A 13,490-nucleotide genomic window follows, 5' to 3' on the forward strand; every position below is an offset into this window, starting at 1 on the left:
ACCGATTAATGATGTCTTAAAATATTCCGCTATCATTCGGCAGTGTATTGTTTGAAGATTGTGTTTCATCGCCTAAAGATTCTTCACTGCGTTCAGAATGACAGCTGAAATAAAAATTAGATTCTTTCAATTTAAAAACTATATTTGCGCTACTCAAAGGGGTGCTTTTTGAATTTTGCAATTTCTGCTGCAAACAAAAGGCTGAGATTACACCCATTTTAAGTTGACGGTTAAAAGGCCAAAGGCGAAAGTTCAAACTTTCAACTTTAAACAAAAAACTTTCGACTTAAATGCACCTGATTCGGATAATGCCGACGTAGGGAAGAGGTTAAATTTACAATGCTGTTTTGCCCTGAAAGCAGTTTCAATTATTTTTTATCCGTCGAAAGACGAAAAGTATTGTAAATGGATTTTCAAGAGTGGTTCAGGCTTTTTCAAGAGCAGATTTTACACACCTCAATTATCGAATGGTTAGCAGTTGGCTTCGGCGTATCGGAAGTGTTGCTGGCTAAAAGAAACAATATCTGGTTATATCCAACTGGCATTGTATCCATTTTGCTTTCCATGTATTTGCTACTAAACGTAAAGCTTTATGCCGAAATGCTGTTGAGCATTTATTACCTGGTGATGAGTGTTTATGGCTGGATGATATGGAAAAAGCGTAAACAAGACGGCGAAAACCAGGTTGCATGGAGTACCAAAAATGAAATTGGTATTGCTGTTTTAATATCGGTGCTTGGATTTGGGATCCTTTATTTTGTGTTGCATAACCATACTGATTCTGATGTTCCGCTGCTTGATGCTTTTGTTTCCTCAACCGCCTGGGCCGGAATGTGGCTGTTGGCCAAACGCAAAATAGAAAACTGGATTTTTCTAAATATATCCAATATCGTAGCCATCCCTTTGTTATTTCATAAAAAACTTCCTTTAATGGGCTGCTTGACCATGTTTTTATTTGTAGTAGCCATTTTTGGATTCATGGATTGGAAAAAAATCATCGAGAAAAATACGTTGAAAACAGTATAATCTGTGACCAGAAACTATTTATGCAAAATACATTAACCGCAACCTGGCAAGAGAAAGTAAGCGCATTTGCAGCACAATCTGAAGAAATGGGAGCGTTGCATCCCGAAATTTTAGCACTTGCCTATCAGGAAAACTGGTTTAAACTGTTTGTACCAGAAATTTATGGCGGTGCTGGTAAAAAACTCCCCGAAATTTTAAGGCTGGAAGAAGAATTAGCGGAAGCCGATGGAAGTTTGGGATGGACGGTTACCCTTTGTGCAGGAGCTGCATGGTTTGCCGGATTTTTGGATCCCGCACTGGCAAAAGAAGTTTTTGCTGATAGAGAAGTGTGTTTTGCAGGAAGCGGTGCTGTTGGCGGCACCGCAGTAAAAACCAATAACGGTTACCTGGTAAACGGTCATTGGAAATACGCCAGTGGTGCACTCCATGCTACAATTTTTACGGCCAATTGTATGCTCAAAAACGATGATGGATCAGATGTGCTGGATTTGGATGGTAAACCTGAAATTAAGTCGTTCATCCTTAAAAAGAACGAAGTAGAAATTTTAGCCGGATGGTCTTATTTTGGGTTAATTGCGACCGGAAGTCACGCTTTTGAAGTGAACAACCTCGAAGTTCCTTTAAACAGAACTTTCAAAATTAATGATACCATAGCAGTAAGTGACGAGGGATTTGATTATCCTTTTCTACAACTTGCTGAAACGACGTTGGCTGTGAACAGTTTAGGCATGGCGAATCATTTTATTAAATTAGTAGAAGATGCTTTTTTCTCAAGATCAGGTTTAAAACGATATCAGGAAGACCAGATTGCTTATTTTACTTCTGTACTCAATACCTGTAAGGCAGAAATTTCTGGTTTAAAGGCTCAATTTTATGCCGCATTTGATCAGTCGTGGGAGCAGTTGATTAATACAGGTCGAATCGACGCGGATGTGTTGGTACAAGTAAGTTCATTGAGCAGAAAACTCGCCCATGCCTGCCGTAGATCAGCAGATTTGCTTTTCCCTTACTGTGGACTTGAAGCAGCGAAAAAAGATAGTGAAATTAATCGCGTTTGGCGAGATATGCATACCGCAAGTCAACATGCTTTACTCACCTTTGAAAACTAGTTATCCTAAAAGTTCAGGCTTAATTTTTTCTTTAAAGTCGCTGGCAAACTTGTTTAGTATTGGCTGAATCACAAATGTACAATAGGGCTTGTTCTGGTTTTGATTAAAATAATCCTGATGATAATCTTCTGCTTCATAAAAATCAGCAGCAGGAAGAATTTCTGTTACAATTGGATTTTCGAAAACGTTTTGCTGGCTAAGGTCGGTGATAATTTTTTCAACCTGTTGCTGCTGAGTGGCATTATGGTAAAAGATAATTGATCGGTATTGTGTGCCAACGTCATTTCCCTGCTTGTTGAGTGTTGTGGGGTTATGGGTATTAAAGAAGATGAGCAGAAGATCATCATAAGTAATTACTTCTTCATCGAATTCAATTTCAACAACCTCTGCATGGCCCGTATCTCCATGAGAAATTTCCATATAAGTTGGGTGCTTTAACTCACCACCCATATAACCAGAAGTCACCTTTTCCACACCTTTTAAAGTCTGAAATATTGCCTCGGTGCACCAAAAACAGCCGCCGCCAAATGTTGCTTTTTGCATAAGCATAACATAACGAAAACTATGCCATTATAGATCTTGGAAACGTAAAGATATTATACATTAAATTGGCTTTCAGCGAATTAAATTTCAACGTTTTGTAAGTTTCAATCTGCTGCTAAAGTTCGATGATGTGTTATTCTCAACATAAAAAAATCCTCATTCAAATGAATGAATGAGGATTTTATGATTTATGAAAGTATCTTATTGATACTGAACGTAAATTGGTTTTGGAGTTAGTTTCAATAACTCCTCCGGAGTCATTAATCTGTTAGGCGCTTTTTTCAAATCATTTTTATAAAATAACTTGAAACCAGTAAACTGAACAGGCTCACTTTGGATAAAATGCCTGTAAGTTCCTTTTTTCAATTCTGGCTCACCCCATCCATCCATATGCATTACTACCTGTACTTCAGGGCGTAATTTAATGTTTTGTGAATTGGTAACCATTTTCCTGGTAAAACGGTGTAATACAAAAACTTTTGGAGGCAAATTGTATTTTTTTACCATATCAGCAAGGTATCCGGTAACATAATTAATATCGGCTGCATCGTAAGTTCCGATTTTTTTGCCAGGTAGAGAACCATCTTTCATCGAGAATTCAGGGTCAATGCCTAAATGAACATAAGGTAACTGCAAATATTTTTCAATATGCGGTAATTCTGCCTTAATGGTACTCAAAGCCACCTGAAGATCTAAAAATACAATCGTATTAGGTTGCATCTTTGAGATTTTCAGAACTGAATCAATCTGCTTGTTGCCCATACGGTTGATGTATTTTCCATCTTTACCGGCAGTTCCGCTTGCAACTGCTGCAATGTAATGCAGGCCTGGTTGAACCGGAGTAGTCGGATCTGCTTTTTCCCATTTCTTCACCTCCGTGTTTAGGCGTTGCCACATTTCTTTCGGTGCATATTCGCCCAAAGCACCCATCTTTTTTGAGTGCAGGTTGCCATAATAAACCACAATACGTTTGAAAGGTAAAATTGCTCCAGCTAGAGGTGTTGGTTGGTTTTTTACCGGCCATTTACCAGTTGTATCACCGTTAGCGAGTTTCTTATCTAGCGAGTCGTACAGTTTTCTATCAACAGGTTTCATCATGTTAACTGTAGAATCTGTTTTCTTTTTGGATGTGTCAGCGCTTGCGCCACTTCCGCTCTTACCATCTGCATTGCAGTTGGCAAATAAGCTTATTGCAGCAAACCCAAGGATTAGAGTACCCGCTAATTGAGGAAATTTCATAGATATTATAAAGTATTAAAGTTTAAACAGTTTTTCCGAATCTGTTGTGCATGAAAGTAGGATGGAAATCTGGAAGTTTAAAATAAAGTAATCAACATTTACACATTGCAGAATTTGCCAAAAACACCTAATGGTAATTTAACACCTGCAGTGGCTTGTAAATATAATTCACCTGTTTCTAAATTTTTAACGCTAGGGAATGATGTGCGGATTAGATTTTCGACAATAACTGAAGAAAATCCTAAAGAATAGGTATTCAGGATTAAAAAATGCTCTTTTTCATCCAGAAGCTGAACAACATCTTGCATCATTTCCTGAATGTGATCTTCCAGTTTCCATTTTTCCCCATTTGGACCATGGCCATAGGCTGGAGGATCTAAAATAATACCGTTGTATTTTTTGCCTCGTTTAAGCTCTTTTTTCACAAATTTTAAGGCATCTTCAACCATCCAACGGGTATCTTTTAACCCTGAGAGTTCCTGGTTTTCGTTTGCCCAGGTTACCACCTGTTTAATGGAATCGACATGAGTAGTTTCTGCGCCAGCAGCATTTGCAATTAAAGATGCAGCACCGGTATAAGCAAAAAGGTTTAATACTTTTGGCTGTGGAGTTTTAAATTTTTTAATGGAAGAAGAGATAAAATCCCAGTTAACAGCCTGCTCCGGGAAAACTCCAACATGTTTGAAAGAGGTTAACCCTAACCTAAGTTTGATGGCAACTTCATTGTTTTTGTATGCTACATGCCAGCGGTCTGGTATGGATTGATTTTTTTTAACCCATTCACCAGAAGTTGCCGAGCGTCCTCTGAAAGTAATATTGGCTGTTTTTTTCCACTCTTGCTCGGATAATGTTTTTTTCCAAACGGCCTGAGGTTCAGGTCTGATCAGAATAGCATTGCCAAAACGTTCTAATTTTTCAAAATCCCCGCAATCAATCAGTTCATAATCTTTCCAATGAGTGGGGGCAAGTAATTGTATCATGTATATTTTATGTAGTCCGTCATTGCGAGGCACGAAGCAATCTAATCTAAATATCTAATGAGATTGCTTCGTGCCTCGCAATGACGATTAAAATTAAAACTTATCTTTGGCGGCTTTCATAAAACGGCTGGCAAATACGAAATCATTAAGCTCCTGAATATCCGTATGTGCAATTTCTTTGTTGCTGCCTTCCCAGAATTTTTTTCCTTCGTGTAAAAATAAAATGTAATCGCCAATGCCCATTACAGAGTTCATATCATGGGTTACCACAATGGTGGTTGTTTTAAATTCCTCTGTTAATTCCTGAATCAATTCATCAATTACGATTGATGTTTTTGGATCTAAACCCGAGTTAGGCTCATCACAAAACAAATATTTTGGGTTCATGGAAATGGCCCGGGCAATACCCACACGCTTTTTCATACCACCAGATAGTTCAGCAGGGAAAAGTTTGTTTTTACCTGCGAGATTAACCCTTTCCAAACAAAAATTTACCCGATCTATTTTTTCTGCCCGGGTTTGATCGGTAAACATGTTTAATGGAAACATAATATTATCTTCCACTGTCATGCTATCAAACAAAGCCGATCCCTGGAAAAGCATTCCGATTTCTTTACGAACTTCAATACGTTGCTCGTATGTCATTGGGGTAAAATCACGACCATCATAAAGCACGGATCCCGAATCGGGCTGGTGTAAACCCACCATACATTTAAGCAAGGTAGTTTTTCCTGAGCCAGATCCACCGATAATTAAATTGGTAACGCCTTCTTCAAATTTTCCGGAAATGCCTTTTAAAACTTCGTTTCCGGAGAATGATTTGTATATATCTTTAACTTCGATCATTATAATAACAATTGAGTAACCAGGTAATCGCAAACAAGAATAGAGATACAGCTAATTACTACTGCTCTGGTACTTGCCTGCGAAACTTCTAAAGCCCCGCCACGAACGTAAAAACCCTCATATGCTGGCACCGACGTAATAATAAAACCGAAAACAAATGCTTTAACCAGCGCTACGGTTATGGTATAAGGATTAAAATCTGTCGTAATACCTTGAATATATTCGGCAGGAGTTACAGCGCCCGAAATGGAGCCACCAATATAACCACCAGAAATGCTTAAGAACATTGAAATGATAACCAGCATCGGTACCATGGTAATTCCTGAAATAATTTTAGGAAGAATCAGATAACCTGGTGCGTTAATTCCCATAATTTCTAAAGCGTCAATTTGCTCGGTAACACGCATCGAACCAATTTCTGATGAAATTGCTGAACCTATTTTACCAGCCAAAACAATTGCACTGATCGTTGGGCTTAACTCTAAAATACTGGAGTCACGATTTACTGAGCCGATAATTGTTTTTGGAATGAAATCACTAACCAACTGGAAAGCAATTTGTAAAGTCATTACGGCACCAATAAAAGTAGAGATGATGGCAATAAGTCCTAAAGAGCCCACACCAACATAATCCATTTGCTTGGCGATCTCTTTAAGGTATATTTTCAGTTTTTCCGGCTTTCTGAATACAGACTTAAGTAGCAGGATGTATCTGCCGAAATTGGTAAAATTCATTCCGTATGTATTGCTTAATTTAAATGATCATTTATAGTACTACAAAGAAACGATAAAAAAGTTGACCCTCTTTGATAATTGCAAAAATATTCGTGGTTTTGAATATAAATATGGTTTTTTGTTAACAAAAACTAATCCATAAACGATGAAGGCTGTAATCACAGGGGCAACAAAAGGAATTGGCAGGGCTATCGCAATAAAACTTTCGCAGCAAGGCTACCAACTGGTATTGGTAGCGAGAGGTTTAAAAGAACTTGAACAATTACGTGATGAATTATCTGCTAACAATCGCGAGGTGTTGATTTATTCAGTAGACTGTTCGATAAAGGAAGAGGTACTCAAATTTCTAAATCAAATAGATTCATCATTTGGTTTTGTCGACGTTTTAGTAAATAACGTGGGCACCTATATTCCTGGCAGTTTGCTTGATGAAGATGATGAAACTTTTGAAATGCAGCAATCATTAAACGTTAATGCAAGCTATTACATCAGTAAATTTTTTGGGAAAAAAATGCGTTCAGAGCGTAATGGGCACATATTTAATATCTGTTCGGTAGCCAGTAAAGCACCTGTTGAAAATGGGGGCAGTTATAGTGTAACAAAAGCAGCGATGTTAAGTCTTAACAATGTATTGCGGCAAGAGTTAGCACCACACAACGTTAAAGTAACTGCATTTTTGCCGGGTTCAACCAAAACTTCATCATGGGAAGGAACAACCATACCCGATGAAAAATTTGTTCAGCCCGAAGATATCGCAGAAACTTTATATACCATTTTAAACTTAAGTAAAGGGGTTAACGTTGATGAGGTTTTAATTACACCGCTGAATTTTTAAACACAAAATGAACAGCATTATGGAAAAGAAGCTTTTTAGAAACGAACACGATAAGATGATTGCCGGAGTAGCTTCAGGACTTGCAGATTACATGCAGGTTGAGGTCACCATTGTAAGGCTTTTGTTTGTATTATCTACCATATTTATGGCCGGCGGCGGTTTAATCGCCTATATCATCATGTGGATTATTGTTCCGGTGAATAATGACCCGGCAGCAAGGTTCTCAAAATTTAATGATTATTTTAACAAAAACAACCCAAACACACCGCCCTTTGGTAATCCGAATCCTTTTTCAGGTTCAGCCACAGGCAATGCCAATTGGTCGCAACCGGTAAATGAGTTTGAGAAAAAACCTTTCGAAACACAGCCAGACTTTAACAAGGTAAACAAATCTAATGATGCAGGCAGAACAATAGCTGGTTTACTTTTATTGGTAATAGGATGTTTCTTTTTAATGCATGAACTCGATTTTATCCCACAATGGTTTACCATTAGAAATCTGTTCAAGTTCATGTGGCCACTAATCTTTATTGCTTTAGGTATTAGCATCATCGCAAAATCTAAAAGAAAAAACGAATGGGCGGCTTTTCAAAACCAACAAAATCAGGAAGAACAGAAAAAAGCTGCTGATTTTTCTGACACGGTAGTAGCCGGGGAAGAAACAAAAAACGATAATAATTCAACATCAACTAACCCTCAAGCATAAACGTTATGAAATTAGATAGATTAATATGGGGTATTTTACTGCTTTTTATTGGTGGTGTACTTCTACTCGAAAACTTTGGTATCATTGATTTTTACTGGCGAAACGTGTGGAGCTTTTGGCCAATATTCTTAATCATTGCTGGCGTTAACATTCTATTCAACAGGAATAATTCACAAGCCGGAAGCATGGTATCACTTGCCGTTTTGGTTGTGGCTTTAGGATTTCTTTTTTATAAAGGTCAGCAGGAGCCCGAAAGAAATGGCTGGTGGGGTAATAAATTTAAAAAGGATGTAGACATTACTATTGATGATAGTGACAGTGATGATGATAACGATGAGGATAGCAATGATACAGCCTTTAATAGTCTGAAATTAGCAGAGCCTTTTGTAGCCACTGAAAATGCTAAAAAAACAGTATTAAATATTTCTGGGGGAGGTATTTCATTCAATTTAGATGGAGAAACTGCTGAATTGATAAATGCTGACGTGAAGAAAAGACATGGAAATTTCTCATTAAAAAAACTCATTACCGATTCGGCAACTGTGCTAACGTTTAGCATGGACGATAGAAAGAGCAAATGGAAGTTTGGCGACAGCGGAAACGATGTAAATTTCAAACTAAATAAAGCTGCAAACTGGGATATTCTAATGAAACTTGGTGCAGGTGAGGCAAATTTCGATTTTGCTGATTATAAAGTTCGTACCTTCCGTTTTGATGGTGGTGCAGCTGCCTTAGACATTAAATTTGGCGATTTGCTTCCGATAACCGATGTAGTGGTGAAATCTGGCGTAGCCGATGTGAAAATCAAAGTGCCAACAAATTCTGGTTGCCGCATCAAAACTAAAACCGGCTTATCAGCTAAAGATTTTGATGGGTTTGAAAAATTAAGTGATGGCGTTTACGAAACATCGAACTACAAAACATCAACCAAAAAAATCTTTATTAATTTAGATGGTGGATTGAGTAACTTTGAGGTATCGAGATATTAAGTTGTAGTTACTAAGTTGTAGGTTATAAGTTCTACGTTATAAGTGGAATAACCTGTAAAAACTTGTTTGTGCAAATGCCTTCTACTTAACACTTGTCACATAAAACGTAAAACTCAATGGAATACACGGTTGTAATTAATGGGAAACCACAAGGTCCTTATCGTTTGGAGGAACTGAATGGTTTAGCAATTACAGCCAATACATTCATCCGGAAACCTGGTATGGATGATTATAAGGAAGCTCACGCAATACCCGAATTGCGTGAGCTTTTGGGTTTTAAGTACCAAAAGACAGCACCTCAATACTTTGCCGCTTTTGATCAGCGATTGCTAGCCACTGTGATTGATCACTTTATTATTTTCGGAATTTACAGCATCATTATTCTGATCAGTTTCATTTTTATCGAAGGGAAAGATCAACGGATTATGGCTTATCTAATCCCGTTTCCATCCATTTTTATAATTAAACTGATTTACGGAAGCATTGCCGAAGCATCGAAAAGCCAGGCTACCATCGGTAAAAAGATACTTAACATCAAGGTGACCGATCTTGAGGGTTCGCAAATTTCATTTGGTCGGTCGTTAGCCAGAAATTTTTCTAAAATATTATCGGTTATCCCCGTGTTCTTCGGATACCTCTATAGTTTCTTAAACCGGAAAAATCAATGCTGGCATGATATAGCGGCTGATTGTCTCGTGATCAAAGACCGACTGATATAATTAGTTATTGAGTTTTTAATGATTTGTTTTTGAATTTAGAAAATGCACTTATCATTCACGCATTCAAAATTCACTCATTCTATAATTAGATATTACAACATTCCAACATCAAAACATTCCAACAATCCTTATCTTTGCAGTCGCATGGAAAATATATCGGTAAAACCTGAATTAGCAGGCGGGTATTGCAATAGTTTAACGCAATATTCGAGGTTTTTAACTCGTGAAGTAAAGATTGGTGACATCGCATTGGGCGGTCATAATCCTATTCGCATTCAATCGATGACGACTACCGATACCATGGATACCATTGCAACCGTTGAACAAACCATCCGCATGGTAGAATCGGGATGTGAATACGTTCGGATTACTGCTCCAAGTATAAAAGAGGCTGAGAATTTAGCCAATATTAAAAAAGAGTTACGCTTTCGCGGATACGATGTTCCCCTAATTGCCGATATACATTTTACGCCAAATGCTGCAGAAATGGCGGCAAGGATTGTAGAAAAAGTGCGTGTAAATCCAGGAAATTATGCGGATAAAAAGAAGTTTGAAAACCTAGAATATACGCAGGATGCTTACACTGCGGAACTTGAAAGAATAAATAAGAAGTTTATTCCACTGATTAAAATCTGTAAGGAATATGGTACGGCAATGCGTATTGGTACCAACCATGGTTCGCTTTCAGACAGGATTATGAGCCATTATGGCGATACACCACGGGGGATGGTAGAGTCGGCCATGGAATTTATCCGCATGTGCGAAGCCGAAAACTACTATAATCTGGTGATATCTATGAAAGCCAGTAATACACAGGTGATGGTTCAGGCTTATCGTTTGTTGGTTGAAACCATGGTGAAGGAAGGCATGAATTATCCTTTGCACTTGGGTGTAACCGAAGCTGGCGACGGGGAAGACGGTCGTATAAAATCGGCTGTTGGAATTGGTACTTTGCTGGAAGATGGTTTAGGTGATACCATTCGTGTTTCGCTAACAGAAGATCCGGAATTTGAAGCACCTGTTGCAAAAGCTTTGGCAGATAGATATGTGAATAGAGTTGAAAGTCAAAAGTTGCAAGTTGAAAGCAATACTGTCGTACGTCATCCTGAGCTTGCCGAAGGACAATCACCAACTTACAGTCCATACCAATATTCCCGTAGGACAACAGAGGCTGTTCAGCACATCGGCGGTCACTACCATCCTTTGGTAATGATTGATGTTACAAAAGAAAACTTAAAAGATCCTTATTTTTTAAATGCTATAGGATATAATTACAGCGCTGGACTAGATAAATATAACCTTGCAGATCAGGCCTGCGATTTGGCTTTCCTTGGTGATAATTTACCTTCATTTTCTTTTCCAGGAAATTTGAAACAAGTTTACAACTATCAAACCTGGTTAAAACTTCAGGATAAAAATAACTGCCATCCACTTTTTTCTTTAGATGAATTTAATCTGGCTGCTGTTAGAGATGAGCATTTAAACTTCGTAGAGATTGATGCCGCCCATTTCAATCATTTATCTTTACATCAATTGATCAACGTGGTTTTTGTATTGAAAACAACTGCAAACCACGGCATGGCCGAGCAAAGGGCTTTCTTTGTTGCCCTTCAGGAAAGAAATATTCAAACTCCGGTAATTATCAAGCGTAGTTATGAAAGTTTAAATGCTGATAATTTGCAACTTTATGCTTCTACGGATTTTGGTGCATTATTTACTGATGGTTTTGGCGATGGCATCTGGATTGATGCTCCAGGTCAGGATTTAGCGTTAATTAACTCGACCAGCTTTGGGATTTTGCAGGCTACGCGAACCAGAATCAGTAAAACTGAATATATTTCTTGTCCAAGTTGTGGCAGAACGCTTTTCGATTTACAAGAAACCACACAGCTTATTCGTTCGCGAACAGACCATTTGAAAGGCCTTAAAATTGGAATCATGGGCTGCATCGTAAATGGTCCTGGAGAAATGGCCGATGCCGACTATGGTTATGTAGGCACTGGTCCGGATAAAATTACTTTGTACCGTGGACAGGAAGTAGTGAAGAAAAATGTAAATACTGCTTTTGCTTTAGATGAGCTAATCGATATTATAAAAGGTGATGGGAATTGGGTGGAGAAAGTGTAACTTTTTATAATATAAGAAATGAATATGCTTAATGTTGGGCGGTCGTCATTGCGAGGTACGAAGCAATCTTTTTCTACTCCAATATCAAAATAAGATTGCTACATGGCGTAAATCGTAAAAGTGACTATCGCTTTTGGAAGGATTGGACGTGTTTCGACAAGCTCAACATGACAAAAATCGACCACATGATTTATTTTTCCAGCCAATAAATACTAAATTAACTTAATGAATATTCCAACCTTTCAAACCATATTTAGCGAGTTCAGAAACTGGCTGATTGAAAAAGATCTTTCTGGCGCCGAACTGGTTTATTCATACTTTTTTATTGGTTTACTTGGCGTAACATTATTCCTTTTTATTACGATATTTTTAACCAGGCAAGTATTTATTCTTGCGGTAAGAAGCGCCAAAACAAAATCCAATTGGCAAAGTGCACTTTTCGAATTCAGGGTTTTCAGGGCATTCGCTTTAATTTTTGGAGCTTACATCATTTATAATGCGGTTCCCTTTGTATTTGTTGATTTTAAGGTGTGGCTTTTTTATGCCTTAATTATTTCAAAAATTTATGTGGTTCTGGCCACCATGTTTGCTATTAATGCATTTCTAAATGCCATGGTTTCCATCATGGAAGCCTCACGTAAATATGCTGATAAGCCCATAAGAAGTTACAAACAGGTTGCAAAAATTATCATCTATATCCTCGGTTTTGTACTCATTTTATCAATTATCCTCAATCAGTCTCCGCTATATGTTTTCGGTGGATTTGGTGCCGTTACTGCAGTTTTAATTTTGGTTTTTCGCGACCCGATTTTAGGTTTTGTGGCTTCCGTTCAAATGAGCGCCATTGATTTGGTTCGAGTAGGCGATTGGATTACCGTTGAGAAATACGGCGCTGATGGAGAAGTAACTGAAATTAACTTAACTACAATTAAAGTACGTAATTGGGATAAAACCGTAACCATTGTGCCAAGTTATGCCATCGTGAGTGAATCTTTTAAAAACTGGCGGGCCATGGAAGAGAGTGAGGGGAGAAGGATTAAACGCCACATCAATATAAAGATTTCGAGTATTAAATTTTGCGATGAAGAACTGATCAATCGTTTAAAAAGTATTGATTTCTTAAGAGATTATCTGAACGAAACGCAAAGGCATATAGAAAGTTTCAATGCCGAAAATACCGTTAATCCAAATAATTTGGTTAACGGACGTCACATGACAAATATTGGGACTTTCAGGGTTTATGCAGAAAAATACCTGGAGAGTAATCCGTTCATCAATACCGATCTAACTTTTATGGTGCGCCAGTTGCAAGCCACAGAAAATGGACTTCCAATTGAAATTTATGTGTTTTCGAAAGAAAAAGGATTGAAAAAATTTGAAGAAGTAGCAGCTGATATTTTTGATCACCTGCTGGCTGCGGTGCCTTATTTTGATTTAGAGATTTTCCAAAGCCCAAGTGGAAGTGATATGCGGGGTTTTGTTGGTAGAGGGAATGATTAAATGTTATTCTAAATTTTTGGGAATGCACTATCAAAGCCTAGTCACTAACTTCAATACAAAAATTTTCAGCCGGCAATTATTAATAGTTTTAAGTTAATTTTTATTTGTATCAATGAGCTCGCTAAAAAGCTCGGGTT

Annotated in this window: 14 protein-coding genes; 8 read left to right on the forward strand and 6 right to left on the reverse strand. The window is 37.8% G+C overall.

What is annotated here, in order from left to right; all coding sequences use genetic code 11:
* Positions 1-16: 16 nt before the first annotated feature.
* Positions 17-274, reverse strand: coding sequence for a hypothetical protein (locus R2Q70_RS13665; protein WP_316808127.1), 258 nt, complete (start codon positions 272-274; stop codon positions 17-19).
* A 131-nt stretch (positions 275-405) separates the two neighbouring features.
* Between R2Q70_RS13665 and pnuC the strand changes: the two genes are divergently transcribed.
* Positions 406-1,026, forward strand: a complete 621-nt coding sequence (pnuC, locus tag R2Q70_RS13670) for a nicotinamide riboside transporter PnuC (protein ID WP_316808128.1) — start codon at positions 406-408, stop codon at positions 1,024-1,026.
* Between the two features lie 20 nt (positions 1,027-1,046).
* On the forward strand, positions 1,047-2,135 hold the full coding sequence (locus tag R2Q70_RS13675) for an acyl-CoA dehydrogenase family protein (RefSeq protein ID WP_316808129.1): 1,089 nt from the start codon (positions 1,047-1,049) through the stop codon (positions 2,133-2,135).
* Here the strand turns inward: R2Q70_RS13675 and msrA are convergent, their stop codons facing one another.
* The 5 genes from msrA to R2Q70_RS13700 form a co-directional block, all read right to left on the reverse strand.
* Positions 2,136-2,678, reverse strand: a complete 543-nt coding sequence (msrA, locus tag R2Q70_RS13680; RefSeq protein ID WP_316808130.1) for a peptide-methionine (S)-S-oxide reductase MsrA — start codon at positions 2,676-2,678, stop codon at positions 2,136-2,138.
* A 201-nt stretch (positions 2,679-2,879) separates the two neighbouring features.
* Positions 2,880-3,917, reverse strand: coding sequence for a hypothetical protein (locus R2Q70_RS13685; RefSeq protein ID WP_316808131.1), 1,038 nt, complete (start codon positions 3,915-3,917; stop codon positions 2,880-2,882).
* Between the two features lie 98 nt (positions 3,918-4,015).
* A complete protein-coding gene (locus R2Q70_RS13690; RefSeq protein WP_316808132.1) occupies positions 4,016-4,897 on the reverse strand; it encodes a class I SAM-dependent methyltransferase in 882 nt (293 codons plus the stop codon).
* 93 nt (positions 4,898-4,990) lie between these two features.
* Positions 4,991-5,743 (reverse strand): ABC transporter ATP-binding protein, encoded by a 753-nt coding sequence (locus R2Q70_RS13695; RefSeq protein ID WP_316808133.1) that lies wholly within the window; start codon positions 5,741-5,743, stop codon positions 4,991-4,993.
* Positions 5,743-6,477, reverse strand: coding sequence for an MlaE family ABC transporter permease (locus R2Q70_RS13700; RefSeq protein ID WP_010602507.1), 735 nt, complete (start codon positions 6,475-6,477; stop codon positions 5,743-5,745). Before R2Q70_RS13700 ends, R2Q70_RS13695 begins: the two co-directional genes overlap by 1 nt.
* A gap of 145 nt (positions 6,478-6,622) precedes the next feature.
* On the opposite strand from R2Q70_RS13700, the gene R2Q70_RS13705 reads away from it, so the two are divergent.
* The 6 genes from R2Q70_RS13705 (at position 6,623) to R2Q70_RS13730 (ending at position 13,353) form a co-directional block, all read left to right on the forward strand.
* The gene (locus tag R2Q70_RS13705; protein ID WP_316808134.1) at positions 6,623-7,312 is read left to right on the forward strand and encodes an SDR family oxidoreductase; all 690 of its coding nucleotides are present in this window, start codon (positions 6,623-6,625) and stop codon (positions 7,310-7,312) included.
* A gap of 19 nt (positions 7,313-7,331) precedes the next feature.
* Positions 7,332-8,018 (forward strand): PspC domain-containing protein, encoded by a 687-nt coding sequence (locus R2Q70_RS13710; RefSeq protein ID WP_316808135.1) that lies wholly within the window; start codon positions 7,332-7,334, stop codon positions 8,016-8,018.
* A gap of 5 nt (positions 8,019-8,023) precedes the next feature.
* Positions 8,024-9,007 (forward strand): LiaF transmembrane domain-containing protein, encoded by a 984-nt coding sequence (locus R2Q70_RS13715; RefSeq protein ID WP_316808136.1) that lies wholly within the window; start codon positions 8,024-8,026, stop codon positions 9,005-9,007.
* Positions 9,008-9,123: 116 nt separating this feature from the next.
* Positions 9,124-9,726 (forward strand): RDD family protein, encoded by a 603-nt coding sequence (locus tag R2Q70_RS13720; protein WP_316808137.1) that lies wholly within the window; start codon positions 9,124-9,126, stop codon positions 9,724-9,726.
* A gap of 144 nt (positions 9,727-9,870) precedes the next feature.
* Positions 9,871-11,853 (forward strand): (E)-4-hydroxy-3-methylbut-2-enyl-diphosphate synthase, encoded by a 1,983-nt coding sequence (gene ispG / locus R2Q70_RS13725; RefSeq protein WP_316808138.1) that lies wholly within the window; start codon positions 9,871-9,873, stop codon positions 11,851-11,853.
* A gap of 225 nt (positions 11,854-12,078) precedes the next feature.
* A complete protein-coding gene (locus tag R2Q70_RS13730) occupies positions 12,079-13,353 on the forward strand; it encodes a mechanosensitive ion channel family protein (RefSeq protein WP_316808139.1) in 1,275 nt (424 codons plus the stop codon).
* Positions 13,354-13,490 lie beyond the last annotated feature (137 nt).

The organism is Pedobacter agri (assembly GCF_032678665.1).
In the GTDB taxonomy this organism is placed as follows: Bacteria; Bacteroidota; Bacteroidia; order Sphingobacteriales; family Sphingobacteriaceae; genus Pedobacter; species Pedobacter agri_A.

What these genes read in the sequence shown, in the direction of transcription:
- R2Q70_RS13715 (WP_316808136.1), top strand. Translation starts at nt 8,024, where the DNA reads ATGAAATTAGATAGATTAATATGGGGTATTTTACTGCTTTTTATTGGT.
- R2Q70_RS13720 (WP_316808137.1), top strand. Translation starts at nt 9,124, where the DNA reads ATGGAATACACGGTTGTAATTAATGGGAAACCACAAGGTCCTTATCGT.
- R2Q70_RS13730 (WP_316808139.1), top strand. Translation starts at nt 12,079, where the DNA reads ATGAATATTCCAACCTTTCAAACCATATTTAGCGAGTTCAGAAACTGG.
- R2Q70_RS13705 (WP_316808134.1), top strand. Translation starts at nt 6,623, where the DNA reads ATGAAGGCTGTAATCACAGGGGCAACAAAAGGAATTGGCAGGGCTATC.
- R2Q70_RS13685 (WP_316808131.1), bottom strand. Translation starts at nt 3,917, where the DNA reads ATGAAATTTCCTCAATTAGCGGGTACTCTAATCCTTGGGTTTGCTGCA.
- pnuC (WP_316808128.1), top strand. Translation starts at nt 406, where the DNA reads ATGGATTTTCAAGAGTGGTTCAGGCTTTTTCAAGAGCAGATTTTACAC.
- msrA (WP_316808130.1), bottom strand. Translation starts at nt 2,678, where the DNA reads ATGCAAAAAGCAACATTTGGCGGCGGCTGTTTTTGGTGCACCGAGGCA.
- R2Q70_RS13695 (WP_316808133.1), bottom strand. Translation starts at nt 5,743, where the DNA reads ATGATCGAAGTTAAAGATATATACAAATCATTCTCCGGAAACGAAGTT.
- R2Q70_RS13710 (WP_316808135.1), top strand. Translation starts at nt 7,332, where the DNA reads ATGGAAAAGAAGCTTTTTAGAAACGAACACGATAAGATGATTGCCGGA.
- R2Q70_RS13700 (WP_010602507.1), bottom strand. Translation starts at nt 6,477, where the DNA reads ATGAATTTTACCAATTTCGGCAGATACATCCTGCTACTTAAGTCTGTA.
- R2Q70_RS13690 (WP_316808132.1), bottom strand. Translation starts at nt 4,897, where the DNA reads ATGATACAATTACTTGCCCCCACTCATTGGAAAGATTATGAACTGATT.
- R2Q70_RS13675 (WP_316808129.1), top strand. Translation starts at nt 1,047, where the DNA reads ATGCAAAATACATTAACCGCAACCTGGCAAGAGAAAGTAAGCGCATTT.
- ispG (WP_316808138.1), top strand. Translation starts at nt 9,871, where the DNA reads ATGGAAAATATATCGGTAAAACCTGAATTAGCAGGCGGGTATTGCAAT.